This is a genomic window from Pseudomonas sp. PDM16 (assembly GCF_014851865.1).
Classification (GTDB): Bacteria; Pseudomonadota; Gammaproteobacteria; order Pseudomonadales; family Pseudomonadaceae; genus Aquipseudomonas.
Genome location: NZ_JACVAM010000001.1, coordinates 1,221,826 through 1,248,685, shown reverse-complemented (window position 1 = coordinate 1,248,685; position 26,860 = coordinate 1,221,826). Strand labels below are relative to the sequence as shown.

General features: G+C 63.5%; 25 protein-coding genes and 3 tRNA genes. 9 read left to right on the top strand and 19 right to left on the bottom strand.

The annotated features are described in order from the left end of the window. Positions 1-22 precede the first annotated feature (22 nt). Entirely contained in the window at positions 23-196 is a 174-nt protein-coding gene (locus IB234_RS05770; RefSeq protein ID WP_192315239.1) for a DUF3094 domain-containing protein, read from the top strand. Between the two features lie 60 nt (positions 197-256). Continuing rightward, on the top strand, positions 257-1,555 hold the full coding sequence (locus IB234_RS05765; protein ID WP_192315237.1) for an NAD(P)/FAD-dependent oxidoreductase: 1,299 nt from the start codon (positions 257-259) through the stop codon (positions 1,553-1,555). A gap of 106 nt (positions 1,556-1,661) precedes the next feature. Here IB234_RS05765 and IB234_RS05760 read toward each other — a convergent pair. The 3 genes from IB234_RS05760 to IB234_RS05750 all read right to left on the bottom strand — a co-directional run bounded on the left by IB234_RS05760 (position 1,662) and on the right by IB234_RS05750 (position 1,904). After that, positions 1,662-1,737, bottom strand: a tRNA-Lys gene (locus IB234_RS05760). A gap of 5 nt (positions 1,738-1,742) precedes the next feature. Next, positions 1,743-1,819, bottom strand: a tRNA-Pro gene (locus tag IB234_RS05755). A 9-nt stretch (positions 1,820-1,828) separates the two neighbouring features. After that, positions 1,829-1,904, bottom strand: a tRNA-Asn gene (locus tag IB234_RS05750). 177 nt (positions 1,905-2,081) lie between these two features. Between IB234_RS05750 and IB234_RS05745 the strand changes: the two genes are divergently transcribed. Both IB234_RS05745 and IB234_RS05740 read left to right on the top strand, forming a co-directional pair. Next, the gene (locus IB234_RS05745) at positions 2,082-4,403 is read left to right on the top strand and encodes a DUF1631 domain-containing protein (protein WP_192315235.1); all 2,322 of its coding nucleotides are present in this window, start codon (positions 2,082-2,084) and stop codon (positions 4,401-4,403) included. Next, the gene (locus IB234_RS05740) at positions 4,404-4,742 is read left to right on the top strand and encodes a PilZ domain-containing protein (protein ID WP_192315233.1); all 339 of its coding nucleotides are present in this window, start codon (positions 4,404-4,406) and stop codon (positions 4,740-4,742) included. It begins immediately after the preceding gene. Between the two features lie 64 nt (positions 4,743-4,806). On the opposite strand, the gene IB234_RS05735 is transcribed toward IB234_RS05740, so the two are convergent. From IB234_RS05735 to IB234_RS05680, 12 genes are all read right to left on the bottom strand, one after another. Further along, positions 4,807-6,102 (bottom strand): adenylosuccinate synthase, encoded by a 1,296-nt coding sequence (locus IB234_RS05735; RefSeq protein WP_192315231.1) that lies wholly within the window; start codon positions 6,100-6,102, stop codon positions 4,807-4,809. A gap of 52 nt (positions 6,103-6,154) precedes the next feature. After that, a complete protein-coding gene (locus IB234_RS05730; RefSeq protein WP_192315229.1) occupies positions 6,155-7,342 on the bottom strand; it encodes an ATP phosphoribosyltransferase regulatory subunit in 1,188 nt (395 codons plus the stop codon). A gap of 34 nt (positions 7,343-7,376) precedes the next feature. Continuing rightward, on the bottom strand, positions 7,377-7,562 hold the full coding sequence (locus tag IB234_RS05725) for a DUF2065 domain-containing protein (protein WP_192315227.1): 186 nt from the start codon (positions 7,560-7,562) through the stop codon (positions 7,377-7,379). A gap of 111 nt (positions 7,563-7,673) precedes the next feature. Continuing rightward, the gene (hflC, locus tag IB234_RS05720) at positions 7,674-8,543 is read right to left on the bottom strand and encodes a protease modulator HflC (RefSeq protein ID WP_192315225.1); all 870 of its coding nucleotides are present in this window, start codon (positions 8,541-8,543) and stop codon (positions 7,674-7,676) included. Next, on the bottom strand, positions 8,543-9,694 hold the full coding sequence (gene hflK, locus IB234_RS05715) for an FtsH protease activity modulator HflK (RefSeq protein WP_192315214.1): 1,152 nt from the start codon (positions 9,692-9,694) through the stop codon (positions 8,543-8,545). Before hflK ends, hflC begins: the two co-directional genes overlap by 1 nt. A gap of 95 nt (positions 9,695-9,789) precedes the next feature. Continuing rightward, positions 9,790-11,091: a ribosome rescue GTPase HflX gene (gene hflX / locus IB234_RS05710; protein WP_192315212.1), complete on the bottom strand. Its 1,302-nt coding sequence runs from the start codon at positions 11,089-11,091 to the stop codon at positions 9,790-9,792. 12 nt (positions 11,092-11,103) lie between these two features. Then, positions 11,104-11,358 (bottom strand): RNA chaperone Hfq, encoded by a 255-nt coding sequence (gene hfq, locus IB234_RS05705; protein WP_021701802.1) that lies wholly within the window; start codon positions 11,356-11,358, stop codon positions 11,104-11,106. 99 nt (positions 11,359-11,457) lie between these two features. Then, a complete protein-coding gene (gene miaA / locus IB234_RS05700) occupies positions 11,458-12,429 on the bottom strand; it encodes a tRNA (adenosine(37)-N6)-dimethylallyltransferase MiaA (RefSeq protein ID WP_192315201.1) in 972 nt (323 codons plus the stop codon). A gap of 15 nt (positions 12,430-12,444) precedes the next feature. After that, on the bottom strand, positions 12,445-14,325 hold the full coding sequence (mutL, locus tag IB234_RS05695; protein WP_192315199.1) for a DNA mismatch repair endonuclease MutL: 1,881 nt from the start codon (positions 14,323-14,325) through the stop codon (positions 12,445-12,447). After that, positions 14,322-15,758, bottom strand: coding sequence for an N-acetylmuramoyl-L-alanine amidase (locus tag IB234_RS05690; RefSeq protein WP_192315197.1), 1,437 nt, complete (start codon positions 15,756-15,758; stop codon positions 14,322-14,324). Before IB234_RS05690 ends, mutL begins: the two co-directional genes overlap by 4 nt. 28 nt (positions 15,759-15,786) lie before the next feature. Further along, positions 15,787-16,239: a tRNA (adenosine(37)-N6)-threonylcarbamoyltransferase complex ATPase subunit type 1 TsaE gene (gene tsaE / locus IB234_RS05685; RefSeq protein ID WP_192315195.1), complete on the bottom strand. Its 453-nt coding sequence runs from the start codon at positions 16,237-16,239 to the stop codon at positions 15,787-15,789. Then, positions 16,230-17,723, bottom strand: coding sequence for an NAD(P)H-hydrate dehydratase (locus IB234_RS05680; RefSeq protein ID WP_192315184.1), 1,494 nt, complete (start codon positions 17,721-17,723; stop codon positions 16,230-16,232). The genes tsaE and IB234_RS05680 overlap by 10 nt, the downstream gene beginning before the upstream one ends. A 64-nt stretch (positions 17,724-17,787) precedes the next feature. On the opposite strand from IB234_RS05680, the gene queG reads away from it, so the two are divergent. After that, on the top strand, positions 17,788-18,861 hold the full coding sequence (gene queG, locus IB234_RS05675; protein WP_192315182.1) for a tRNA epoxyqueuosine(34) reductase QueG: 1,074 nt from the start codon (positions 17,788-17,790) through the stop codon (positions 18,859-18,861). 17 nt (positions 18,862-18,878) lie between these two features. Here the strand turns inward: queG and orn are convergent, their stop codons facing one another. Both orn and IB234_RS05665 read right to left on the bottom strand, forming a co-directional pair. Further along, complete coding sequence (gene orn, locus IB234_RS05670) at positions 18,879-19,424, bottom strand: oligoribonuclease (protein WP_192315180.1); 546 nt, start codon at positions 19,422-19,424, stop codon at positions 18,879-18,881. A 178-nt stretch (positions 19,425-19,602) separates the two neighbouring features. Continuing rightward, positions 19,603-20,373, bottom strand: coding sequence for a class I SAM-dependent methyltransferase (locus tag IB234_RS05665; protein WP_192315178.1), 771 nt, complete (start codon positions 20,371-20,373; stop codon positions 19,603-19,605). Positions 20,374-20,460: 87 nt separating this feature from the next. Here IB234_RS05665 and rsgA point away from each other — a divergent pair, with 87 nt between their 5' ends. Beyond that, entirely contained in the window at positions 20,461-21,492 is a 1,032-nt protein-coding gene (rsgA, locus tag IB234_RS05660) for a small ribosomal subunit biogenesis GTPase RsgA (protein ID WP_192315177.1), read from the top strand. A gap of 42 nt (positions 21,493-21,534) precedes the next feature. On the opposite strand, the gene motB is transcribed toward rsgA, so the two are convergent. Both motB and motA read right to left on the bottom strand, forming a co-directional pair. Next, positions 21,535-22,575 (bottom strand): flagellar motor protein MotB, encoded by a 1,041-nt coding sequence (gene motB, locus IB234_RS05655; RefSeq protein ID WP_192315176.1) that lies wholly within the window; start codon positions 22,573-22,575, stop codon positions 21,535-21,537. Between the two features lie 16 nt (positions 22,576-22,591). Further along, complete coding sequence (gene motA / locus IB234_RS05650) at positions 22,592-23,443, bottom strand: flagellar motor stator protein MotA (protein WP_192315175.1); 852 nt, start codon at positions 23,441-23,443, stop codon at positions 22,592-22,594. A gap of 120 nt (positions 23,444-23,563) precedes the next feature. Between motA and IB234_RS05645 the strand changes: the two genes are divergently transcribed. From IB234_RS05645 to asd, 3 genes are read left to right on the top strand one after another with little or no spacing between them, the layout of a single operon-like run. Next, positions 23,564-25,093: an HDOD domain-containing protein gene (locus IB234_RS05645; RefSeq protein WP_192315174.1), complete on the top strand. Its 1,530-nt coding sequence runs from the start codon at positions 23,564-23,566 to the stop codon at positions 25,091-25,093. Between the two features lie 45 nt (positions 25,094-25,138). Further along, positions 25,139-25,954: a rhodanese-like domain-containing protein gene (locus IB234_RS05640; RefSeq protein ID WP_192315173.1), complete on the top strand. Its 816-nt coding sequence runs from the start codon at positions 25,139-25,141 to the stop codon at positions 25,952-25,954. A gap of 16 nt (positions 25,955-25,970) precedes the next feature. Next, positions 25,971-26,831, top strand: coding sequence for an archaetidylserine decarboxylase (gene asd, locus IB234_RS05635; RefSeq protein WP_192315172.1), 861 nt, complete (start codon positions 25,971-25,973; stop codon positions 26,829-26,831). Positions 26,832-26,860: the final 29 nt, after the last annotated feature.

Sequence of the window (26,860 nt, the reverse complement as noted above, 5' to 3'; positions counted from 1 at the left end):
GCATTCTTCGAGAGGACCGCCCATGGCTAGCCGCCTCAACCCGGAAGACCAGCAACGCGTCGAGCAGTATCTCAGCGCTCCGCAACACCAGGTGGAGCGCAAGCCGTTCCGCCCCTGGCTCCTCCTGCTAATGGTCGTCGCCGTGACGATCGGACTCGGCTTGCTCTCCCGCCTACTCGCCGGACTGGTGCTATGAGCTGCCTCGCGCTCGCCCAGCCGGGCCTACCGATTTCCTTAAGCCTTGTGAGATATCCCCATGAACCATCGCATCGTGATCGTCGGCGGCGGCGCCGGCGGCCTGGAGCTTGCTACCCGCCTGGGTAGAACCCTGGGCAAACGCAAACAGGCCAGCATCGTTCTGGTCGACGCCACCCTCACCCATATCTGGAAACCGCTGCTGCACGAAGTCGCCGCCGGCTCGCTGAACTCCTCCGAGGACGAGCTGAACTATGTGGCCCAGGGCAAATGGAACCACTTCGAGTTCCAGCTCGGACGCATGAGTGGCCTGGACCGTGCTCGCAAGACGATCCGCCTGGCAGCCACCCTGGACGAGGACGGCGGCGAGCTGCTGCCCGAGCGCGAGCTGGCATACGACAGCCTGGTGATTGCCGTCGGCAGCACCACCAACGACTTCGGCACGCCCGGTGCGGCCGAGCACTGCATCTTCCTCGACACCCGCGAGCAGGCCGAACGCTTCCACCGGCAGATGCTCAGCCACTACCTACGCGCCCATGCCGGCAAGAGCGACGATAGCCGTATCAGCGTAGCCATCGTCGGAGCCGGAGCCACTGGTGTGGAGCTGGCCGCCGAACTGCACCATGCCGCTCACGAGCTGGCCGCCTACGGCCTGGATCGCATCCAGCCGCAGAACATGCGCATCACCCTGATCGAGGCCGGCCCGCGTGTATTGCCAGCGCTACCGGAGCGCATCAGCGGCCCCGTGCACAAGACCCTGGAAAAACTCGGCGTCACCGTACTCACCAACACCTCGGTGAGCACGGTCAATAGCGAAGCGCTGCTCACCGCCCAAGGCATGGAGATACCTGCCAGCCTCAAGGTCTGGGCCGCCGGCATCCGCGCCCCCGACTTCCTGAAAACGCTGGACGGCCTGGAAAGCAATCGCATCAACCAGCTTCTGGTGCGACCTACCCTGCAGACCACGCTGGACGACAGCATCTTCGCCTTCGGCGACTGCGCCGCCTGCCCATTGGGCGACGGCAGCGAACGCACCGTGCCGCCGCGCGCCCAGGCCGCGCACCAGCAAGCATCACTGCTGGCCAAGTCGCTCAAACTGCAGATGAGCAGCCAGGCGCTGCCGGAATTTCACTACCGCGATTACGGCTCGCTGATCTCGCTGTCACGCTTCTCGGCGGTGGGCAACCTGATGGGGAATCTGATGGGCAGCGTGAAACTGGAAGGCTGGTTGGCGCGGATGTTCTACATCTCGCTGTACCGCATGCACCAGATGGCCTTGTACGGCGTACTGCGCACCGCCCTGCTGATGCTGGGCGACCGCATCGGTCGCAGCACCGAACCACGCCTCAAGCTGCACTGATAGCTAGCGACACTGCGCATGGGTCGAATCCATGCGCAGCCAATCAAGCGACCAAGGCAAAACACACAGACAATAAAAAGCCCGCACTAGGCGGGCTCTTTATCTATGGTGGGTCGTGTAGGATTCGAACCTACGACCAATTGGTTAAAAGCCAACTGCTCTACCAACTGAGCTAACGACCCAAAAATGGTCGGGGTAGGGGGATTCGAACTCCCGACATCTTGCTCCCAAAGCAAGCGCGCTACCGGACTGCGCTATACCCCGACAGGAAGTTGGCTCCGCGACCTGGACTCGAACCAGGGACCCAATGATTAACAGTCATTTGCTCTACCGACTGAGCTATCGCGGAACTACGGTCTTCCACCTCTTCTACTGGTCCGGCCAGGCCGATTCCCGCATCAGAGGCGCGCCATTTTACGGACGGAAGCGCTCATGTCAACCCTGGCGACAACTTATTTCATCCCAGCTACTCTATCCGCAGCATCGCCCGAATACAGCGAGTTGCTAGTCTCGCACAGGACACCGCATGAGCCCGCAGGATCCGCCTCCTCCTTCCCATACACCTGGCATCGCCCGGCGCGCCATACAGCCGCACTTCAACGAGTTAGTGCAGGACTGCCGCAAGCTGGTGATGAGCAATCTGGCCGAACATCTTTCAGAGCTTTTCGTAAGGGCCGACGAAACCCTCTTCGAAGGCGCAGAGAAGGCGGAAAACAACAAGGTTCAGAGCCTGTTTTTCGAGGCCATGCATGACCTGCGCAAGCTACGCCCCCAGATAGAACGCAGCTATCACCAACGCATTGCCCTGAACTTCACAACGTTCATGGAGGGCAAGATCCAGTCATCTGCTGCGCCTGCCGAAACCGACGCACAGAGCCTGGCCCTGATCCAGAACGAAGAGTATGAGGAAAGCCTTCAGGTGACCAACATGGTCAGCAAGGTCAAGGCACGCAACGCCAGCACGCTCTTCGCCCTCGATCAACGCCTGGCCCTGCTCAATAACGGCCAAAAGCTTGGCGAAGATAGCAACCCATTCGGACCCCAGGCGTTGGCCGATGCATTTCGCGACGCACTGGCAGCGCACCCCCTGTCGTTGCGAATCAAAGTGATCCTCTACGTACTGTTCGAAAGCCACGTGATGCAGGGCTTGGACACGGTGTACGAGTTGCTCAATCAGCGCCTGATCAACGCTGGCATCCTTCCAAACCTCAAGTACAGCGCCCTGCGATCACCGGCTTCCGCCACTCCACCCGACAGGCCCTCGGCCAAGACCGATACAGGCCGGGAAACTCCCAAGGCTCTGTACACCCCACAAGAGCAGGAGTACTCCCGCGACCTCAATGCGCCTCCACCGCAGGATGCGGGCCAGCTGTTCGGCGGGCTGACCGCCCTGCTGGGAGAGCGCCGCCAGCTGGATCCCGATAGCCCCCTGCCTGGCGGAACTCGCAGCATCTCCAGCTTCGCGCCACGCGCAGCGACCAGCACCTACAGTGCCAGCGAGCTTCTGGCAGCCCTAAACCGACTTCAACAGCAGTCGGCCAACACACTGGCCCAGCGGCTGCAGCAACCTCAGCCCGTTGAGGACATCAAGGTCCACCTCCAGCAGCAGTTGGAGACCTACAGCTCGCTACCAGGCCAGCAAAAACTGGCGGATAACGAAGCTGACGTGATCGACCTGGTCGGCATGCTGTTCGACTTCATCTTGGATGATGAGAACCTTCCCCATGCTTGCAAAACGGCCCTCTCTCATCTGCACACGCCTTATCTGAAAGTAGCACTGCAGGACAAGGCAATGTTCACCCAGCATCACCATCCGGCTCGCCGCCTTCTCAACACCATGGCCCAGGCCGGGGTGCTCTACGGCGGGGACGGTGATGAAAGGGGCATCGTGGCCAAGATCTACTGGGTCGTAGAAGCAGTGGTTCGCGACTATGCCAGCGACCTGAAGCTATTCGACCGATTGCTTGTCGAGTTTAGCGAGTTCACTGCAACCCTCAAGCAGAAGGTCGAACTAAGGGAGCGGCGCGCAGTAGAGGCGGCAAAAGGCCGTGATCGCCTGCTCGGAGCAAGGCAACAGGCTGTAACGGTTATTCAAGGAGCCCTGAGCGGTCGCAACCTGCCCGGCGTCATCCACAACTTCCTCGAGCTGACCTGGGCCGATGTTCTGGTATTTACCCTCATCAGACATGGAGAGCGTAGTACTGAATGGGAACGCGCCAGCCAAGTTGCCGAAACGCTGGCTTGGAGCGGCATCCCTCTCGATGAAGAGGGCAGAAACCGCCTCCAGGGCATGCGAGTCAACTTGCTCGACGAATTGCGCAGCGGACTGGAGCGACTCGGTGGCTACCATGAAGACGGCATTCGACGCCTGCTGCAGGACATAGTCGCCTGCCAGCATGCGATTCAGGCCCAGCAGCCGCAACTGGCGGCACAGCTCAAAACACAACTACCGGAAAGCACACTGGGCGCGATGCTCGGTGAAGATGCTGCCTTGGTCGAGCCAATCAAGCGCGACGAACCTCTCTCACCTCGCGCCCAGTCCTTGATGAAGGAACTGCAGCGACTGGAGTTCGGCACCTGGTTTGAGTTCGTACAGGGGCAGGATACGCTCACGCTCAAGCTGTCATGGTTCAGCCCGACCACTCACAACTACATGTTTGTCGATCACACTGGCCAACGAGTGGCTGTCAAACCCATACGCCTGCTAGCAAGCGAAATGGAGAAGGGTCTCGCTCGCATCATCACGCCGGAGCGCAGCAACCCACTGGTGGACCGCGCCCTTGGAGCCATCTACCGGGTGCTGCAACGTATCACCGGACGCGCCGCCCCAGCCGGACAAGGAGCCTGAATGGACGATCGCCGCCAACATAGCCGACATACTACGGAACTGAATATAGAGGCAATGGACCTGCACAGCGGTCATCGTCTCGGCAGGGTCGTCGATTTGTCGGAAGATGGCTTCATGCTGATCAGCGACACGCCACCGCAGGCTGATTCGGTCTGGGAATGTCGCCTGGTTCTCGACCAGCCCCTGAACGACCTTCATGAGGTTCGCCTAGGAGCGGATTGCCTCTGGAGTCGCCCCGGCGAACCTGGCCACAATGGCTGGTGCGGCTTTCAGATCATCGATCTGGCAGAGGATCAAGCCGCGTCACTGCGGCTTCTCTTGCAACACCTACAGGCCTGAGAACAAGGACCTACCGCATCAATGAAAAAGGCCGCTCAAAGCGGCCTTTTTTGCTACAGAGGGATCAGGCAAACGGGTGGCGCAACACGATGGTCTCGTTGCGGTCCGGGCCGGTGGAGATGATGTCGATCGGCGCACCAACCAGCTCTTCCACGCGCTTGATGTAGGCACGAGCGGCCGCCGGCAGCTCTTCCAGGCTCTTGGCGCCGACGGTGGAGTCGGTCCAGCCCGGCATGTCCTCGTACACCGGCTGCAGGCCGATGTAGCTGTCGGCATCGGTCGGTGCGTCGGTCAGCAGGTTGCCAGCGGCATCCTTGTAACCGGTGCAGATGCGGATGGTTTCCAGGCCGTCGAGTACGTCCAGCTTGGTCAGGCACAGGCCGGAGATACTATTGATCTCGATGGCGCGACGCAGGATCACGGCGTCGAACCAGCCGCAACGACGGGCACGACCGGTGGTGGAGCCGAACTCGTGGCCCTTCTTGGCCAGGTAGGCGCCGGTCTCGTCGAACAGTTCGGTGGGGAACGGACCGGAGCCGACACGGGTGGTGTAAGCCTTGGTGATACCGAGGATGTAATCCAGGTACAGCGGGCCGAAACCAGATCCGGTGGCGGTGCCGCCAGCGGTGGTGTTGGAGCTGGTGACGTACGGGTAGGTGCCGTGGTCGATGTCCAGCAGCGAGCCCTGAGCACCTTCGAACATGATGTCCTTGCCGGCGCGGCGCAGCTCGTGCAGGTCGGCTGTGACGTCGGTCATCATCGGGCGCAGTAGCTCGGCGAACGCCATGCACTCGTCCAGGGTGGCCTGGAAGTCGATGGCCGGCTCTTTGTAGTAATTGACCAGCACGAAGTTGTGGTAGTCCAGCAGCTCGCCCAGCTTGGAAGCGAAGCGCTCGCGGTGGAACAGGTCGCCGATGCGCAGGCCGCGGCGGGCCACCTTGTCTTCGTAGGCCGGTCCGATACCGCGACCGGTGGTACCGATCTTGGCGTCGCCACGAGCCTTCTCGCGGGCCTGGTCGAGGGCCACGTGGTAGGACAGGATCAGCGGGCAGGACGGGCTGATGCGCAGGCGCTCGCGCACCGGTACGCCCTTCTCTTCCAGCTTGGTGATCTCGCGCATCAGGGCGTCGGGGGCAACCACCACGCCATTGCCGATCAGGCACTGCACGCCTTCGCGCAGGATGCCGGACGGGATCAGGTGCAGCACGGTCTTCTCACCGTCGATGACCAGCGTGTGGCCGGCGTTATGACCGCCCTGGTAGCGCACTACCGCGGCGGCCTGCTCGGTCAGCAGATCGACGATCTTGCCCTTGCCCTCATCACCCCACTGGGTGCCCAGGACCACGACATTCTTACCCATAACACTTGTCCTCTTTGGAAGCTCGATGCCGGCCATAGCCGGCGGAAAACCATCAGGACGCCAACGGCGCCAACTGCCAACGCCCATCGCACAGCTGCAGCTGGCGGTCGCAGCCCGCCTCGCTCGCCGCGCTCACATCCTGCCCGGGCAATGCCTGGACCACGCGCACGCCCTCGCTGCGCAGGCGCTGTACGGCCTGCCACAGATACAGATCGTGATGATCCGGCGCCCAGACGCCCGCGGCCGGAGCCTCGACCTGCATATCACCGAGGGTGACCAGGGTCTTCAGGTCGGTGGAGAAACCGGTAGCCGGGCGCGCCCGGCCGAAATTGCCGCCGACATCGTCATAGCGACCGCCCTGGGCGATGGACTGGCCGACGCCCGGCACAAAGGCAGCGAACACCACACCAGTGTGGTAGTGGTAGCCACGCAGCTCGCCAAGGTCGAAATACAGCGGCAGCTCGGGGTAGCGCAGCTCCAGCTGGTCGGCGATGGCCACCAGTTGGTCCAGTGCGGCATGCACCTCGGCCGGCGCCTCGACCAGGCACGCCTGAGCCAGGTCCAGCACTTCGCGACCGCCACACAGCTCGACCAGCGCGCGCAGCATGCTGGCCAGGTGCGGTTGCAGGGACTCAGTGAGCGCATCGACTTCATCGACGGCCTTGCGCTGTAGGGCGTCGAACAGCTGCTGCTCGGCCTCGCCGGATAGGCCGGCGGCGCGGGCCAGGCCGCGATAGATGCCGACATGACCGAGGTCCATGTGCACATCCGGCACGCGTGCCAGGGCCAGGGTGTCGAGCATCAGACTGATGACTTCCACGTCGCTGGCCGGGCTGGCGTCGCCGTATAGCTCGGCACCGAGCTGGATCGGGCTGCGCGAGGTAGCCAAGGCACGCGGCTTGGCATGCAGCACGCTACCGGCGTAGCACAGACGGCTCGGACCCTCGCGACGCAGGGTGTGCGCATCCATCCGCGCCACCTGCGGGGTGATGTCGGCACGGAAACCCATCTGCCGACCCGACAGCGGATCGGTCACCTTGAAGGTGCGCAAATCCAGGTCCTGACCGGCACCGATGAGCAGGGATTCCAAATATTCGATATGCGGGGTTACGACGAACTCGTAGCCCCAACGCTGGAACAGATCCAGGACCTGGCGGCGTGCCGCCTCGATCAGTGCCGCTTCCGGCGGAAGTACTTCTTCGATGCCATCTGGCAGCAGCCAGCGGTCTACCGTTGCCATTTCGCCATTCCCCTCTCGGTACGGGCGGCAGCCTTCAGTGAAGCAGATACAGGAGGGTGGTCCCCAGCAGCATGCTGGCCAGCCCCATGAGACGCAACTGCCTATCGGGCAGTTGTGCCAGTTGCGTGATCGCTCCGCGCCAACGCCGCGGATAGAGGAAGGGCAGGATGCCTTCCAGCACCAACATCAGACAAAACGCGATGCCCAGTTCCTGCCACATGATTCCCGCAGACGCAAAAAAGCCGGGCTTTTTCCCGGCTGACCCATGATAACACGTTTTCCCCGGAGGTCACCCCGACGCGGCCGAACGGCCGTGCCGGAGTGGCTTCGATCAGGGCTTGGGCTGCTGCAGATAGCGGAAGAACTCGCTATCCGGATCCAGCACCAGTACATCGCTCTTGCTCGAGAAGCTGTCGCGATATGCACCCAGGCTGCGGTAGAACGCATAGAACTCGGCGTCCTGACCGTAGGCCTTGGCGTAGATGGCGGCCGACTTGGCGTCGCCGTCACCGCGCACTTCTTCCGCCTCGCGATAAGCCTCGGCGAGGATCACACGCTTCTGCCGATCGGCATCGGCGCGAATGCCTTCGGCCAGCTCACGCCCCTTAGCCCGGTGCTCGCGAGCCTCGCGCTCACGCTCCGAGCTCATGCGGTCGAACACGCTACGATAGACCTCTTTTGGCAGATCGATGGCCTTGACGCGAACGTCCACCACCTCAATGCCTAGCTCCTTCTGCGCCATGGTGTTGAGCGACTTGGTGATGGCCGCCATCAGCGCATCACGCTCGCCGGACACCACCTCGTGCAGCGTGCGGTTACCGAACTGGTTGGCCAGCGCAGCGATCAGACGCTGGGACAGGCGATCATCAGCGATCTGACGGATGCCAGAGGTAGCGGTGTAGTAACGCTGTGCATCGGCGACACGCCATTTGGCGTAGGCATCGACCATCACAGCCTTCTTCTCCAGCGTCAGCACACGCTGAATAGGCGACTCCAGGGTCAGCAGGCGAGCGTCGAACTTGCGCACCTGGTTCATCACTGGAACCTTGATGTGCAGCCCCGGCGGTACATCGGCCACTTGGATCTTACCGAACTGCAGGAGCACGGCCTTCTCTGTCTGATTGACGATGTACAGGCTATTCCACGCCAGAATGGCAACCAGTACCCCGGCGATCAGGGCAAACAGCGACTTGTTGCTCATCAGCGGCCCTCCCTCGTGCGCAGATCGCCCCGCTCGGCATTATTGATGACACGGGTGCCGGTCTCGCCGCCGGTGCTCGGTACGCTTTGAGCTCCCGAGCCAATGCTGCCGCGGCTGTCGATCATCTTGTCCAGCGGCAGATAGAGCAGGTTGTTCTGCCCCTCCTTACCAGTCACAAGCACCTTGCTGGTACTGCTGAAGACCTGTTGCATGGTGTCCAGATACAGACGCTGACGGGTGACTTCCGGCGCCTTGCGGTATTCGGCGACCAGCTTGGTGAAGCGATCCGCCTCACCCTGAGAGCGAGCAACCACTTCATCGCGGTAGCCATTGGCATCTTCGATGATGCGCTGGGCCTGACCACGAGCCTCCGGCACCACGCCATTGGCATAGGTCTCGGCCTGGTTCTTCTCGCGCTGCTCGTCTTCACGAGCACGAATCACGTCATCGAACGCATCCTTGACCTCTGCTGGAGCGGTGGCACGCTGAATGTTGACCTGAGTGACGGTAATGCCGGTGCCGTAGGTGTCGAGGAAGTCCTGCAAGCGCTTGCTGACGTCCTGCCCCATCTGCTCGCGGCCGAGGGTGATCACCTCATCCATCGAGGTAGAACCAGCGACATGGCGCAGGGCACTCTCGGTGGCGTGCTGCAGGCTCACCTCAGGCGCATCGACATTGAGCACGAAGTCCTTGAGGTTGCTGATCTTGTACTGAACAGTCAGCGGCACCTCGACGATGTTCTCGTCTTCGGTCAGCATCTGCCCTTCTTTCGAGAAGGAGCGCTCACGAGTCACGTTCTCCTGGAACTTCCTGTCGATAGGCGGGAAATAGATGTTCAGCCCCTGCCCCACGGTCTCGTGGTACTTACCGAGACGCAGGATAACGGCCTGCTCCTGAGCGTCCACGATGTAGACGGCATTCCACAGCCAAATCACCAGCAGCAGAACGACGCCGATGCCGAGCAGGCCGAAGCCGCCACCACTCTGACCACCACCATCACGTTTCTTGCCGCCACCGAAGATGCCGTTCAGGCTCTCCTGCAGCTTGCGGAAGGCTTCGTCGAGGTCAGGCGGGCCCTGGCGTCCACCGCCTTTGCGGCCGCCCCAAGGATCCTGATTGTTCGAGTTGCCACCCGGCTCATTCCAAGCCATAGCGCTCTCCATCTGATAAAGCAAAGACGCGCCCACGGCGCGCCGCCCATGCTACCGAAAGCGCCTGAGCCGTCGCAAAAAGCACGACTCAGGCTTTATTGCAAAGTGTGTTGCGCCAGAAAGTCCTGCGGCACCAAACCCTCGCGACTTACCAACCGATTGAGCTCGGCGCGTGGCAGGCGAATGGCGAGCAGGGTATCCCCAATTTCATCGTGCGCCTCGCTTTGTACCGCGTTGAGCGCAAAGAACTGTGCACGCAGGCGCCCGAGACGCTGCGGCAGACGCAAGGTACCGACAAACAAGTCCTCGGCGAGCAGCTCGGCTACGGCCTGACGCAACAACTCCAGGCCCTTGCCATCACGCGCAGACAGCCACACCCGCTCGGGCTTGCCGTCGCCATCGCGCTGAATCTGCGGTTCGACGCCATCGACCAGATCGATCTTGTTGTACACCTCGAGCATCGGCAGCTCGTTGGCACCGATCTCACCGAGCACCGCCAGAACCTGTTCGATCTGCTGGTCGCGCTCGGGCTCATGGGAGTCGATCACGTGTAGCAGCAGGTCGGAGTTGCTCGACTCTTCCAGGGTGGCACGGAAGGCCTCCACCAGCTTGTGCGGCAGGTGACGAATGAAGCCCACCGTATCGGCCAGCACTACCGGGCCCAAGTCATCCAGCTCCAGGCGGCGCAGGGTCGGGTCGAGAGTGGCGAACAGCTGATCGGCCGCATAGACCTCGGAGGTGGTCAGGGCATTGAACAGGGTGGACTTGCCGGCGTTGGTGTAGCCAACCAGTGAAACCGAGGGGATATCCGCACGACGACGCCCGCGGCGGGCCTGCTCGCGCTGGCTGCGCACCTTCTCGAGCTTCTGCTTGATCTGGCGGATACGCACACGCAGCAGGCGGCGGTCGGTTTCCAGCTGGGTTTCACCCGGACCACGCAGGCCAATACCGCCCTTCTGCCGCTCCAAGTGGGTCCAGCCACGCACCAGACGTGTGCTCATGTGATCCAGCTGGGCCAGTTCAACCTGCAGCTTGCCCTCGTGGGTACGGGCGCGCTGGGCGAAGATATCCAGAATCAGACCGGTACGGTCCAGCACGCGACACTCGAAGACGCGTTCGAGGTTACGTTCCTGACTGGGCGTGAGGGTGTGATTGAAGATGACCAGCTCGGCCTCGGAATCCTTGACCAGGTCGCGTAGTTCCTCGACCTTGCCACTGCCGATCAGGAACTTGGCCGTGGGCATGTGGCGCGACACGGTGACCAGAGCCACCATGTCCGCACCGGCCGACAGGGCCAGATCCTGGAATTCCTGCGGATCTTCGGCCGCCTCGGGGTTACTGCCTTCCAGGTGAACGAGGATCGCCCGCTCGCCGCCGCCGTGACGCTCGAAGAACAAGTCAGGCTCCTATCAGGCGTTGCCCGGCTCGACCTGTTCGCCTTCGGTCGCACTCGGCAGGCGCACTGGACGGCTCGGCACCACGGTGGAAATGGCGTGCTTGTAGACCATCTGACTGACAGTGTTCTTCAGCAAAATCACGAACTGGTCGAAGGATTCGATCTGTCCTTGCAGCTTGATACCGTTAACCAGATAGATGGAAACCGGTACGCGTTCCTTACGCAGGGTATTCAGGTAAGGGTCTTGTAGCGAATGCCCTTTTGACATGTGCCGCACTCCTTCAGGGTCAAATAGTAGTAACGCCAATATGGCTTTATGCCGTAACAACCTTTCAAGCAAGGATAGACGGCGAATAGGCGGGTCTCATCACAATATGGAGACCGCCTCCAGGTATTTCAAGGCACGAGATAGATTGTCACCAGCCAGGCTATCCAGCCAGTGCAGCTTTTCCCAGCTGCGCAGCCAGGTGAACTGGCGTTTGGCGAGCTGGCGCGTGGCGATAATGCCGCGCTCCGCCATTTCCTCGCGACTCAGACCACCCTCCAGGTAATCCCATACCTGGCGATAGCCCACCGCGCGGATCGATGGCAGCCCCGCATGCAGATCACCCCGCAGACGCAACGCTTCGACCTCTTCGACAAAGCCCTGTTCCAACATCAGGTGAAATCGGCGGGAGATCCGCTCGTGCAAGACCTGGCGCTGCTCGGGGGCAATGGCAAACTGCGCCACAGTATAAGGCAAATGCCCTGGCCCAGGCGCCTCCGAGCCGCTATTTTGAGCCGTCTGGCGCTTGCGGTGCTCGGTCATGCTGAGACCGCTGACACGGTGCACCTCGAGGGCCCGGGTCAGCCGTTGCGGATCGTTGGGATGAATGCGCGCCGCCGACTCAGGATCGATGCGCGCCAGCTCGCGATGCAGCGCCTCCCAACCCTCCGCCGCAGCCCAGACCTCCAGCTCGGCACGCACCGCCGGATCGGCGCTGGGCATGTCTGCCAGCCCCTCCAGCAATGCCTTGTAATAAAGCATGGTGCCGCCGACCAGCAGAGGAATACGGCCGCGAGAGGTGATGTCGGTCATGGCCGCCAGGGCATCCGCGCGAAACTCTGCAGCCGAATAGCTCTCGGCCGCATCGCGGATATCCACCAGGCGATGCGGATAGCGCGCCAGCGTGGCCTTGTCGGGCTTGGCCGTGCCGATGTCCATGTCGCGGTAGATCAGCGCCGAATCAACACTGATCAGCTCGCAAGGCAAGGCATCGGCCAGGGCCAGAGCCAGGTCGGTCTTGCCGGAAGCAGTAGGCCCCATCAGGAAGATGGCGGGAGGCAGGCGCTCGCTCATGATGGAATCGCGACCTCAGCGTCCGCGCAGGAACAGCTTGTCGAGGTCATCCATGCCGAGCTGGGTCCAGGTCGGCCGTCCGTGGTTGCACTGGCCGCTGCGCTCGGTGTTTTCCATATCGCGCAGCAGGCCGTTCATCTCCGGCAGGGTCAGGCGGCGATTGGCGCGCACCGCGCCGTGACAGGCCATGGTCGCCAGCAGCTCGTTGAGATGGGCCTGGATGCGGTCGCTTGTACCGTACTCCAACAGGTCGGCGAGCACGTCGCGCACCAATTGCGTGGCCTCGGCCTGCTTGAGCAGGGCCGGGATCTGGCGGATCGCCAGGCTCTCCTCGCCCAGACGCTGCAACTCGAAGCCCAAGCGCTGGAACCACTGCGCGTGCTCTTCGGCACAATCGGCCTCGCGCTGGCTCAGGGCTATGGACTCGGGCACCAGCAGCGGCTGGCCGCGTAGCCCTTCGCTGGCCATGGCGGTCTTGAGCCGCTCGTAAGTGATGCGTTCATGAGCCGCATGCATGTCCACCAGCACCATGCCCTGGGCATTCTCGGCGAGGATGTACACGCCCTTGAGCTGCGCGAGGGCATAGCCCAGCGGCGGGATATCGCCCTGGGTCTGCGGCAATCCGGCCAGAGCAGACGACTCGGGCAATGGCGAAAAGTACTCGCGATAGGCACCCTGGGCCTCCGCCTGAGGAATCGCGGGCTGCGGGCGGGGCGCTTGGTAACCAGCCCCCGGCGAACTCCAGACCGAACCCTGGGTCACCGGCTGCTCCAGCACCTGGGCCGCCAGGCCCATCTCTGCCTGCGGGCCGAACTCGCCGGCCGCCAGCCCCGTCGGGCGGACGATCTGCCCCACCGCTGCCGGCGCCGCCAACTGGTCTTCCGGCCGTACCTCACCAAGCGCCCGATGCAGGGTGCCATAGAGGAAGTCGTGGACCATGCGGCTGTCACGGAAACGCACTTCGTGCTTGGTCGGGTGCACGTTGACGTCGACCACGCCCGGATCGATCTCGAGGAACAGCACGAAGGTCGGATGACGACCGTTGAACAGCACGTCACGGTATGCCTGGCGTACCGCGTGGGCGACCAGTTTGTCGCGCACCATGCGGCCATTGACGTAGAAGTACTGCAGGTCCGCCTGGCTGCGCGAGAAGGTCGGCAGGCCGACCCAGCCCCACAAGCGCAGGCCGCTGCGCTCCACCTCGATCGGCAGGGCCTGCTCAAGGAAAGCCGGGCCACAGACGCTGGCCACGCGGCGCGCACGGCTGATCTCGTCCGGCGCCTCGTGCAGGGCGAACACCGTCTTACCGTTGTGGCGCAGGTGGAAGGCCACATCGAAGCGGGCCAGGGCCAGACGCTTGATGACTTCCTGCAAGTGGTCGAATTCGGTCTTCTCGGCGCGCAGGAATTTGCGCCGAGCCGGCGTATTGAAAAACAGATCGCGCACTTCCACCGAGGTGCCGACCGGGTGCGCCGCTGGCTGCACCCGGGCCTCCATATCGCGCCCCTCGGTCTCCACCTGCCAGGCCTGTTCGGCATCGGCGGTGCGCGAGGTCATGGTCAGACGCGCAACGGAGCTGATCGAGGCCAGCGCCTCGCCACGGAAACCGAGGCTGGCTACCGCCTCCAGGTCTTCCAGCTCGCGGATCTTACTGGTGGCGTGGCGGGCCAGGGCCAGCGGCAGGTCGTCGGCAGGAATGCCGCCGCCGTCGTCGCGGATGCGCAGCAGTTTGATGCCACCCTGCTCGACCTCTACGTCGACGCGGCGGGCGCCGGCGTCCAGGCTGTTCTCCAGCAGCTCCTTGGCCACCGAGGCCGGGCGCTCGACCACCTCACCGGCGGCAATCTGGTTGGCCAGCCGCGGACTCAGCAGCTGGATGCGACGCGCCTCACTCATGGCTGAGCCGCCAGGGCAGTCGCCGGGATATTCAGGGTCTGACCGACCTTGATGGTGTCGTTCTTCAGTGAGTTGGCGCTGCGCAGCGACGCCAGGCTGACCTGGTAGCGCTGAGCGATCAGCGCCAGGCTCTCGCCGGAAGTGACTACATGTTCACGAGGTCCAGCATCGATCTTGCCTGAATCACGCAGCATGGCGATGTAGGTACCGGGAGGCGGGTTCTGCTGGAAGAACTGGCGGACGCCCGCGGTGATCGAGCGAGCCAATGCCTGCTGGTGGGCAAGCGTAGCCAGCTTCTTGGCCTCATTGGGGTTGGAGATGAAACCGGTTTCCACCAGGATTGATGGAATGTCTGGCGACTTCAGCACCATGAAACCAGCCTGCTCCACCCGACGCTTGTGCAACGGGGTAATACTGCCCATGTTGCTCAGCACCTTCTGCCCGACGTTCAGACTGGAGGACAGCGAGGCGGTCATCGACAGGTCGAGCAGCACGCCGGCAAGCATACGATCCTTGTCATCCAGGCTGACATTGCCGGCACCGCCAATCAGGTCAGACTGGTTCTCGGCGTCGGCCAGCCAACGTGCGGTCTCGGAAGTCGCACCACGCTCGGACAGAGCGTACACCGAGGCGCCAAAGGCAGCCGCACGCGGCGCGGCATCGGCGTGGACGGAGACGAACAGGTCGGCGCCCTTCTTACGCGCGATCTCGGTGCGCTTGCGTAGCGGGATGAAGTAGTCTCCGGTACGCACCAGCTCACCACGGAAGCCCTTCTCGGCATTGATCTGCCGCTGCAGCTCTTTGGCAATGGCCAGAGTCACATTCTTCTCGAAGACCTTGCGACCCGGACCCAACGCCCCCGGGTCCTCACCACCGTGGCCGGCGTCGATGGCGATGACGATATCACGCTTGCCGCCCGGAACCGGCGGCAGCTTGGCCGGTGGAGAGCCGGGCACTGTGGCCACCGAAGGTTTGATCTCGACCGTCGGCGTATTGGCTTGCGGTGCCTGGGGCACGCCGGGCGCAGCAGACTCCTGATCGAACAGATCGACGACTAGACGGTGGCCGTACTGCTGGTTGGGCGCCAGACTGAAGCTCTTCGGCGTCACGGTGGTGGACAGGTCGAGTACAAGACGCAAGTCTGTGGGCGAGCGCTGAGCAGAGCGGACACCGGTGATCGGCGTATTGCTCAGCGACAGCTGGTCCAGCTTGGTGGAGAGCTGAGCGCCGTTAACGTCGATGACGATACGATTGGGCGCGGCCAGGGTGAACACGCTGTGCTGCACCGGGCCGGACAGATCGAAGACCAGGCGGGTGTTATCCGGAGCACGCCACAGACGCACGCTGCGGATTTCGGTGGCGGCGGCCATCACGTCGGCGCCCACGGTCGCCAACATCAGCCCCACAGCACCCAACAGTGCCCGCATGCGCATAGCCTTCCCCATCTTCTTTCTTAAACTCTTATAAGGCAGCACACCACGCCTCGGCCCTCGCACTATGCGGCTGCAACAGCAGCGCACGGCCGACTCCTTGCGGGCTAATGGTAATGTCCATGTCCGCCTTTGGCAAAACGCCTACGCCGCGCTGCGGCCACTCGATCAGGCACAGCGCATCGCCCTCGAAATAATCGCGGATGCCGAGGAACTCCAGTTCCTCCGGATCGGCCAGGCGGTAAAGGTCGAAGTGGAACACGCGCACCTCGCCCAGCTCATAGGGCTCGACCAGGGTGAAGGTCGGACTTTTCACCGCTCCGGCATGCCCCAGGCCACGCAGGATGCCGCGCGACAGGGTGGTCTTGCCGGCGCCGAGATCGCCATGCAGGTAGATCACGCCGCAACCAGCGGTCGCCTGGGCAATGCGCGCCCCCAGTTCGTGCATGGCGTCTTCGCCTTCGGCATAGAGGGTCACTGACATGGCGCATGCTCCTGCAACAACTGACGAATGGTCGGAATCAGATCGCTGGCCGCCAGGCCCCGGCCCAGCTCTCCAAGGTGCTGGCCAGCACCGGCATGCAACCAGACACCCAAGCAGGCAGCCTCGAAAGCGTCCAGCCCCTGGCCGCGCAGCGCGCCAACTAGCCCGGCCAGCACATCGCCCAGGCCGGCGGTGGCCATGGCCGGATGGCCGAGATCGCACAGGCGCAGGCGGCCATCCGGCGCAGCTACCAGACTGCTGGCGCCCTTGAGTACCACTACCGCCTGATATCTCTGCGCCAAGGCAAGAGCGGCGGCAGGGCGATCGACCTGCACCTCGGCGGTCGAACAACCCAACAGCCGGCCGGCCTCGCCGGGATGCGGGGTGATCACGCTGTAGGCCGGCAACGTCACGGCGCCGTCCGCCAGCAGATTGAGCGCGTCGGCGTCCCACACCTGTGGTCGCGGGCTGGCCGCTGCCGCGCTGAGCAGGCTGCGCCCCCAGGCACGCTGACCGAGACCGGGACCGACCACCAGCACATCGGCACGTTCACACAGGCCGGGCAGCTGATAGGTGGACTCGCTGGCCTGGCACATCACTTCCGGCAGGCGCGCCAGACTGGCCGCGACATGCTCAGGGCGAGTCGCCAGGGACACCAGGCCGGCACCAGCGCGCAGGGCGCTCTCGGCACTGAGCAGCGCGGCGCCACCGAAACCACGATCACCACCAATCACCAATACATGGCCGAACTGGCCCTTGTGTGCGGTGCGCGCCCGCGGCGCCGGATGCGGCAGCGCAGTGCCGGCCAGGCGCAGCGCCACGTATGGCTGCTGGGCGACCAGTCGTGGATCGGCCTGCAGGTCGTCGAACAGTAGCTCGCCCACCCAATCCGGCGCATCGCCGGTGAACAGGCCGAGCTTCAGGCCAATAAAGCTGACGGTCAGATCGGCGCGTACCGCCTGCTCGGCCACTCGGCCGGTATCGGCACACAGGCCGGAAGGCAGATCCAGCGCCAGCACCGGCAGGCCGGAGGCATTGATCGCCTCGATGGCGGAATCATAGGGCGAACGCAGATCACCCTTGAAGCCGGTGCCGAGCAGCGCATCGACCAGCACGCCGCGCAGCTCGCTGCCATCGCTCCAGCCATCCACGGCGACTCCAGCCGCCCGCGCCGCATCGCGAGCCGCAGCGGCATCGCCGGTCAGCTTCTCCGGCGCAGCGACGGCCAGCACTCGTACGGCCCAGCCGAATTTATGCGCCAACTCGGCCACCAAGTAGCCGTCGCCGGCATTGTTACCAGCCCCAGCCAGCACGGTAATTTCCTCGACCTGCGGCCAGCGCTGACGCAGAGCACGCCAGGCAGCATGGGCGGCGCGCTGCATCAATTCGAAGCCGGGCGTGCCGGCAGCGATCAGGCGGGCATCCAGTTCGCGCACCTGAGCGGCGCTATAGAGAGAAAGGGGCAGGTCGTGACTGGCAGGCATGGTTCGGCGATTCGAGCGAGGTCTGGCAGAATTATACCCATCTCCCCTGCCCTGCCGTCCCGTCATGCCCGATTCGACCCTCGACCTCGCTCACCTGGCGCAGTCCATCAAGGACTGGGGACGCGAGCTGGGCTTCCAGCAGGTCGGCATCACCGATGTCGAACTGGGCGAGCACGAAGCGCATCTGCAACGCTGGCTGGACGCCGGCTACCAGGGCGAGATGGACTACATGGCCGCCCACGGCAGCAAACGCTCGCATCCGGATGAACTGGTGCCCGGCACCCTGCGCGTGGTGTCGCTGCGCATGGATTACCTGCCCGGCGACACGCAGATGACCCAGCGCCTGGCCGAACCGGAGAGCGCCTATGTGTCGCGCTACGCCCTCGGCCGCGATTACCACAAACTGATCCGCAAGCGCCTGCAGCAGCTGGCCGAGCGCATCCAGGGCGCCGTCGGCCCGTTCGGCCATCGCGCCTTCGTCGACAGCGCCCCGGTGCTGGAAAAGGCCATCGCCGAAAAGGCCGGGCTCGGCTGGATCGGCAAGAACACCCTGGTACTCAACCGCAAGGCTGGTAGCTGGTTCTTCCTCGGCGAACTGTTCGTCGATCTGCCGCTACCGGTGGATGCACCGCACGCCAGCGAGCATTGCGGCCGCTGCAGCGCCTGTCTGGATGTGTGCCCGACCAACGCCTTCGTCGGACCTTATGTACTGGACGCGCGGCGCTGCATCTCCTACCTGACGATCGAGCTGAAGGGCCCAATCCCCGAGGAACTGCGCGCACCGATCGGCAACCGGGTGTTCGGTTGCGACGACTGCCAGATCGTCTGCCCCTGGAACCGCTTCGCCCGCCCCACCGAACAGGGCGACTTCCAGCCACGGCATGGCCTGGACAGCGGTAACCTGGCCCAGCTGTTCCTGTGGAGCGAAGAGGAATTCCTGACCCGCACCGAAGGCTCGCCGCTGCGCCGCGCCGGCTACGAGCGCTGGCTGCGCAACCTGGCCGTGGGCCTGGGCAATGCACCTTCGACCATCCCGGTGCTGGAGGCCCTGCAGGCACGGCGCGAGTATCCGTCGGAGCTGGTACGTGAACATGTCGCATGGGCGCTGGCCCGTCACCATGAAAAAGGCCCGCACTAGGCGGGCCTTGGGACATCTCACACTTTCAGGAAGTGCTGACGATAGTGCTTCAGCTCGGCGATGGACTCACGGATATCGTCCAGTGCCTGGTGGGTGCCCTGCTTCTGGAACGAGTCCTTGACCTGCGGCGCCCACATGCTGGCGAGTATCTTCAGGGTCGACACATCTAGGTAGCGGTAGTGGAAGTAGGCTTCCAGGTTCTGCATGTACTTGTAGAGGAAGCGCCGATCCTGGCCGATGCTGTTGCCGCAGATCGGCGACTTGCCCTTCGGCACCCACTGCTCGAGGAAGGCGATGGTCTGCGCCTCGGCCTCGGCCGGGCCGACCTTGCTCTCGCGCACGCGCTGGGTCAGGCCGCTCTCGCCGTGGGTTCGGGTATTCCACTCGTCCATGCCGGCCAGCAGCTCGTCACTCTGGTGCACGGCGATCACCGGGCCTTCGGCAAGGATGTTCAGCTCGCTGTCGGTGACGATGGTAGCCATCTCGATGATCACGTCCCGTTCCGGCTCCAGCCCGGTCATTTCCAGGTCGATCCAGATCAGGTTGTTGGGGTTCTGCGGCATGGTCGGCTCCTTCTAGATTGGCGCCAGTTTAGCCGCTTAGAAGCAGTTTATGATCTTCTGGATTAGAGCCAGACAAGGCAAAAGCGGCCGAGGAAGCGGAGTGTACAAGTAGCACATGAGCATCCGAGGCCGCTTTTAACGCCGTATGGTCGACAGCCAGAGGATCAGAAACACCTTCTCACAGATGCCAGAGCAGCAGTCGCGAACTGCGCCAGTCGTTCAGCTCGATGATCTCGCCGGGCGCCACCCCGGGAATCTCGAAACTGTTGCTGACCAGCAGCGTGCCCGGACGCATCTCCCGACGCGCCTTGGCCCATAGCTCGACCATGGGCGCCGGCGAGAGGAAGCAGTACACCGCGTCGTAGACGGACAGGTCTTCCTGCCACAGGCTGCGGTAGCGCACCTGGCAATTGCGATACGGCAGGCAGCGCAGCCAGGCCAGCAGGAATACCAGCGGCGCCGTCTCCACGCCCATCAACCGCGCCGCCGGGTAGTCACGCGCCAGTTGCGCCAGGGTGCCACCCAAACCGCAGCCCAGGTCGACGAAACGAAAATCAGCAGGTAGCCCAGCCAGCCGCTCGCTCAGACGCTGGCGGGTGCGTGCACCACTCAGATAGAGCGGCACCCGCTCACGAAAGCTGTTCCAGTTGATCAATAGCAGCACGACGAAGGCCGCGAGGAACCACCAAGCCGGCCACTCGCGACTCTGCAGTGCCAGCAATCCGGGGACGAAGGCCAAGTTCAGCGGTAGCCACCAGCGGCGCAACCCCAGCCAATGCCCAAAAGCAGCCGCCAGCACACCCTGGCCCAGAGCCGCCTGCCACAGCGTCGGCCGCCAGTCGCCCAGACGCGCCAGAGCGAACAGCAGCAGAGCCACGCCAGCCAGGGCCAGAACTTGGGCCAGCAGGGCGAGAACGGCAGGGTAACGGGAGCGCAGGAGTTCGAGCATGGCGCCTGTTGTACCAGCAGGCCGAGGCCAGGGCCAGCCGGGGCCCGTGCTAAACTCGCCGCCGTTTTCTTATTGATCGGAAAGGCTATGGCCAAACGCCAACTCACCCGCCGCCAGAACTGGCGTATCGACAAGGTTCAGGAAGAGCGTGCCGCCCGCGCCGCCAAGCGTGAATCGCGCATGCTCGAAGAACTGGAGGGTGGCGACCTCGGCCCAGAACAGACTGGCTTGGTGATCGCCCACTTCGGCGTACAGGTAGAAGTCGAGGCGCTGGAAGGCGAACTGGCAGGCCAAGTGCAGCGCTGCCACCTGCGCGCCAACCTGCCGACCCTGGTCACTGGCGACCGCGTGGTCTGGCGCCCCGGCAACCAGGGCAACGGGGTGATCGTGGCCCAACTGCCACGCACCTCCGAGCTATGCCGCCCGGACATGCGCGGCTTACTCAAGCCGGTGGCCGGCAACGTCGACCTGATCGTCATCGTCTTCGCCCCGCTGCCGCATGCCCACGCCAACCTGATCGACCGCTATCTGATCGCCGCCGAGCACGCCGGCATTCAGCCTCAGCTGCTGCTGAACAAGGCCGATCTGGTCGATGAGGAGAACTCCGAGCACCTCAACGGCCTGCTCACCACCTACCGCCAGCTGGGCTATCCGCTGCTGGAGGTTTCGGCCCACGAAGGCGACGGCATGGATCAGTTGCGAGCGCGCCTGGACGGTCACGTCAGTGTGTTCGTTGGTCAATCCGGGGTGGGCAAGTCGTCGCTGGTCAACAGCCTGCTGCCGGGCGTCGATACCCGCGTCGGGCCACTGTCGGAAGTCACCGGCAAGGGCACCCACACCACCACCACTGCGCGGCTGTTCCACTTCCCCGGCGGCGGTGAGCTGATCGACTCGCCCGGTATCCGTGAGTTCGGCCTTGGCCACGTCAGCCGTGACGATGTGGAAGCCGGCTTCATCGAGTTCCGTGACCTGCTCGGCACCTGCCGCTTCCGCGACTGCAAGCACGACCGCGAGCCGGGCTGCGCCCTACTCAAGGCACTGGAAGACGGTCGCATCCAGCCGCAACGGATGGCCAGCTACCGGCACATCCTCGCCAGCCTGCCCTCACCCGAATATTGATAGAGACTGAAACGAAGAGGCCGCGATGATCGCGGCCTCTGTCTATTCCTGGGGCTGGTCGAACTGCAGCGCGCCGTCCTCGAAGATATTCAGGCGCTGGCGCAGCTCGTCCGCCTGCGCGGGATCGCCCGACGATGCCGGCGCAGAGCCGGGAGCCACGGCTTCGGTAGGCGCCTGTTCCGCCGCACCGCCGTCCTGCTCTCCCTCGATGGCCCGCTGGGCCTTCTTGGTTAGCACCACAATATCGATCCGGCGGTTCACAGGATTGAATGGGTCGTTGCGATCGAACAGCGCCGACGAGGCGTAACCCACTACACGCGCCACACGCTCATCCGGATAGCCGCCAGCCACGAGCGTGCGCCGCGCGGCGTTGGCGCGGTTGGCGGACAGCTCCCAATTGCCGAACTCGGCCTGGCCCGCAAAAGGCTTGGCGTCGGTATGCCCACTGACACTGATCTTGTTCGGCACCGCCTTGATGGTCTCGGCGAGAATCAGCAGGATGTCTTCAAAATAGGGCTGCAGCCGGGCGCTACCGATATCGAACATAGGCCGGTTCTCGGCATCCATGATCTGGATGCGCAGGCCGTCCTGGGTGATTTCGAAGAGGATCTGGTCCTTGAATTTCTGCAGCTGCGGGTCTTCATCGACCTTGGTCTGCAGCTCCTGCAGCAGCAGCTCCAGGCGCTCGCGCTCGACCTGCTCGGCCAGCGCTTCCGCCATGTTATCGCTGATCTTTTCGGAGTCGTTCTCGGCCTGGTCGCTCTTCGCGTCGACCGCCGCCTCGGCCGAATCCGGCGCATCCTTCAGCTCGGGGTTGAGGGTGCGATCCGGCGCCGGCGTGGGAGTGCCGCCCAGGTCGATGACGTAGGGGCTGGCGCTCTCGGTGAAACCGATCGGGTCCTGGAAGTAGCCGGAAATGGCCTTCTTCTGCTCCGGGGTAGCCGATGACATCAGCCACATCACCATGAAGAAGGCCATCATGGCTGTAGCAAAGTCGGCGAAGGCGATCTTCCAGGCACCACCATGGTGACCGCCGGCGATCTTCTTGACCCGTTTGACCAGTATCGGCTGATTGTTTTCCATGGCTCAGCGATCCAACTCAGCTGCCACGCATGGCCTGTTCGAGCTCGCTGAAGCTCGGCCGATGCGCCGGCAACAACACCTTGCGGCCAAACTCCACGGCCAGCGTCGGCGGCATGCCGGAGGCGGATGCCACCAAGGTGGCCTTGATCGACTCGTACAGGTTGAGCTCTTCCTTGGCGTCGTGCGTCAGGGCGTCGGCCAGCGGGGCGAAGAAGCCGTAGGACGCGAGAATACCGAGGAAGGTACCGACCAGCGCCGTACCCACCTTCTCACCGATCTGCGCGTTGTCGGCGGTAGCGAGGATGGACATGGTGATCACGATACCCAGTACTGCGGCCACGATACCCATCGCGGGCATGCCGTCCGCCACCTTGGACACCGCATGCGCCGGGTGCTCAAGCTCTTCCTTCAGGCTGGAGATTTCCATGTCGAACAGGTTTTCCAGCTCATGGGGAGCCATGTTGCCGGAGGACATGATGCGCAGGTAATCGCAGATGAACGCCGTCATCTGTGCATCCTTGAGGATGGCCGGGTACTTGCTGAAGATCGGACTGGCGCTGGGGTCCTCGACATCGGCCTCGATGGCCATCATGCCTTCGCGACGACTCTTGTTGAGGATCTCATAGAGCAGCTTCAACACCTCCAGGTAGAAGGCGTGGGTGAAGCGGCTGCTGAACATCGCCAGCGACTTCTTGAACACCGTCATGAAGGCACTGCCGGGGTTGGCCTGGAGGAAAGCTCCAAGCGCCGCCCCGCCGATGATCATGACTTCGAAAGGGTGCACCAGCGCCATGAACTTGCCGCCGGACAAAATGAAGCCGCCAAAAACGCAGCCGAAAACAACCAGGATGCCGATGATCTTGACCATGGGAATTTAAGCTTGAAGAGTCAGTCGAAAAGGGTTCTGTAAAACAACCCTTCTAATTATCGGAAGTATTGCGCCAGACTATAGGCAGTAAAGGCGAAAAGCCAGTTTGGCTCAACCTGCATGCCCACTGACAAGACCATACCTCGCAGCCTCGATACCTGGCTCAAGCAGCTGGACGAGGTGCGCCTGCCTATCGCGACCCATCACCATGAGACGGTTCGCCGCACACTGCTGGACAGTCGCAAATCACTGCGCGAGATCGCCGATCAGATGCAGGAGAGCCCGGCCATCGCACTGGCCGTGCTGCGCGAGGCCAATCGCAGCACCAGCAGTTTCAGTGAGCCGGCCGAAAGCCTGGAGATGGCACTCAACCGCCTGGGTCTGAAACGCGCTGAAACGCTTCTCAGCCAGATGCCGGTGCAGGAAGAGAGCCAGATACCCCTTCCATTACGCCAGCTGCAGCTGATTGGCTTGCACGCGGCACAGCAGGCCAGCGGCCTTTTTGCCGGGCGCCTGGCACGCCTGTGGCAGGAGATTCATTGGGGAAGCCTGTTGTTTCTCGCACCACTATGGCCCCTGGTAGCCACCTACCCGCAATTCTTCGAGACCTGGGAGCGTCGCGTACTCGGCCGCGGCGAACCCGCCTGCAAGGTCGAGCGGGAGCTGCTCGGGGTTGCGCTGCCTGCACTCTGCCTGGCTCTGGCTCGCCACTGGCGCCTGCCGGAGTGGATAGTCCAGGGCTATCGCCTGCTAGTGGAGGACCGCCGCCTGCTGGTCAAGGCCCTGCACATCGCCCGCGACAACGAACATCCGCTCCATCAGCAGCAGCAACTGGACGAAGACACGGCGCTGCGCCGCTGGCTGACTCAACCAGGCAACAGCATTCTGCTGGCAAACGGCCTGGCGTTATCCAGTCATCACAACTGGGCCTGCGAACACCATCTACGCTGGCAACGCCTGACAGGGCTCTATCTGCATGTCGCTCTGCCCGAACTGCAGCAATTGGTGCACCAGCAGGCAGCACAGAGCGCTCGCCAGCATGACTTGCCCGGACTGTGGCATCCCGCAGAGGCCCTTATATGGCCGTGGGATGCCTGCCGCCTGAAAGACCTGCAACCACCGGCACCGCCCGCTCCGATGGCCAACGCTCGGCTCGACCAATGGAAGCAGCACTGCGCCAAGCTGCTTACCCAACCCACGCCGTTCGCCAACGTACTGCAGCTGACCGACAGCGCCTGCCAGGCCCTGACGGCCAGTGGCATGCAGCGGGTATTGGTGCTGCTGGTAGATCGTAATCACAGTCGGCTGCAGGCCCAGCAGGTAGCGGGACTACCTACCGCCGCGGCGCAGCTGCGCCTGGACCCGGCACAGAGCCAGGTCCTGCGTCGACTGCTCGCCGAGCCTGGCCAGTTGCGCCTGAGCCCAACCAATATGGCTCAGGTTTCCGCTCTGCTGCCAGGCAGCCTGAAGGCGCTGTTCAGCGGTGAACACCTGGTGCTGCGCTCCCTGGCGAGCAACGGCCGAGTGGTGATGCTGCTGGTAGTCGACCAAGGTGGCGGGGAGATAGGCGCAACGCCGCTACAGGTCTTCGGCAAAACCGTGCAATGCATCGAGCGGGCATTGGCCACCTTCGCTCGCCGCGGTACCTGACCTTTCCGCTACAATCCGTCCCTTTCCGTTTCTCGGAGGCTATGCATGTCCGCTTTCTCCGGCCTGCCGCTGGTGATCGAACCGGCCGAACTGGCCACCCGCCTGCAGGCTCCCGAGCTGATTCTGGTCGATCTGAGCCCCGCAGCACGCTATGCAGAAGGCCACATTCCCGGCGCCCGCTGGGTCGATAGCAAGCGAACGCAACTGGGCCAGCCTCCATCCCCCGGCCTGCTGCCAGAAAAGGCCCAGCTGGAGGCCCTATTCGGTGAGCTCGGACACAAACCGGACGCAGTCTACGTGGTCTATGACGACGAGGGCGGCGGGTGGGCTGGACGCTTCATATGGCTGCTCGACGTGATTGGCCATGGCAACTACCACTTCCTCAACGGCGGCCTGCAAGCCTGGATGGGCGAGAGACGCGAACTCAGCCAGGAGACACCGCCGACAGCAACTGGCCATGTAGCGCTAATCCTGGGTGAGGGGCCCACCGCCAGCCGCGACTATCTGGAGAGCAAGCTGGGTTCGCCCGACACCGTCGTCTGGGATGCTCGCTCGCCTGCCGAATTCAGGGGCGAGAAGGTGCTCGCCGCGCGGGGCGGCCACGTCCCCGGGGCGATCAACTTCGAGTGGACCGCCGGCATGGACTCTCAACGCGGGCTCCGCATTCGCACAGACATAGCTCAGGCTCTGGAAGAACTGGGCATTACCCCGGACAAGGAAGTGATCACCCATTGCCAGACCCACCGCCGCTCGGGCTTCACCTACGTGGTGGCCAAGGCGCTGGGCTTTCCGAGGGTCAGGGCCTACGCCGGTTCCTGGTCCGAATGGGGCAACCTCCCCGACACACCGGTCGAGCTTTGAATCTCAAGGAACCACGATGAAACAGCGCCTCTTTATCATCAGCCAGTACCTGCTGCCGCATCACCTGCTGTCGCGCCTGATCGGCTTCGCCGCCGAGTGCCGCGCAGCCTGGTTCAAGGATCGCCTGATCGGCTGGTTCGCCAAGCAGTACCAGGTCAACATGACCGAGGCTCAGGTCGAGGACCTGACCGCCTATGAGCACTTCAACGCTTTCTTCACTCGCGCCTTGAAAGACGGCGCGCGCCCGCTGGATGAGACGCCTGGCTCCATCCTCTGCCCGGCCGACGGTGCAGTCAGCCAGCTCGGACCGATCGAGCAGGGCCGCTGCTTCCAGGCCAAGGGACATAGCTTCAGCGTACTGGAGCTGCTGGGCGGCGACGCCGAACGCGCCGCGCCCTACATGGGCGGCGACTTCGCCACCGTCTACCTTTCGCCGAAGGACTACCACCGCGTGCATATGCCGCTGGCCGGAGCCCTGAAGGAAATGATCTATGTCCCGGGCCGCCTGTTCTCGGTCAATCAGACCACCGCAGAGAACGTGCCGGAGCTGTTCGCCCGCAACGAGCGCGTCGTCTGCCTGTTCGACACCGAGCGTGGGCCGATGGCCGTGGTGCTGGTTGGCGCGATGATCGTCGCCAGCATCGAGACGGTCTGGGCCGGACTGGTCACACCGCCGAAGCGCGAGCTGAAGACGGTTCGTTACGACGAGGCCGCACGCGCCGCTATCGAGCTGGAAAAGGGTGGCGAACTGGGCCGCTTCAAACTCGGCTCCACCGCCATCGTCCTGTTCGGCCCCCAGCAGGTGCAATGGGCCGAGGGCCTTGTCGCCGGCAGCCCGGTGCGCATGGGACAGGCATTGGCCTTGCCGCGCAGCTAGAGGCTTGTATACCGGCCTCCCGCATATGC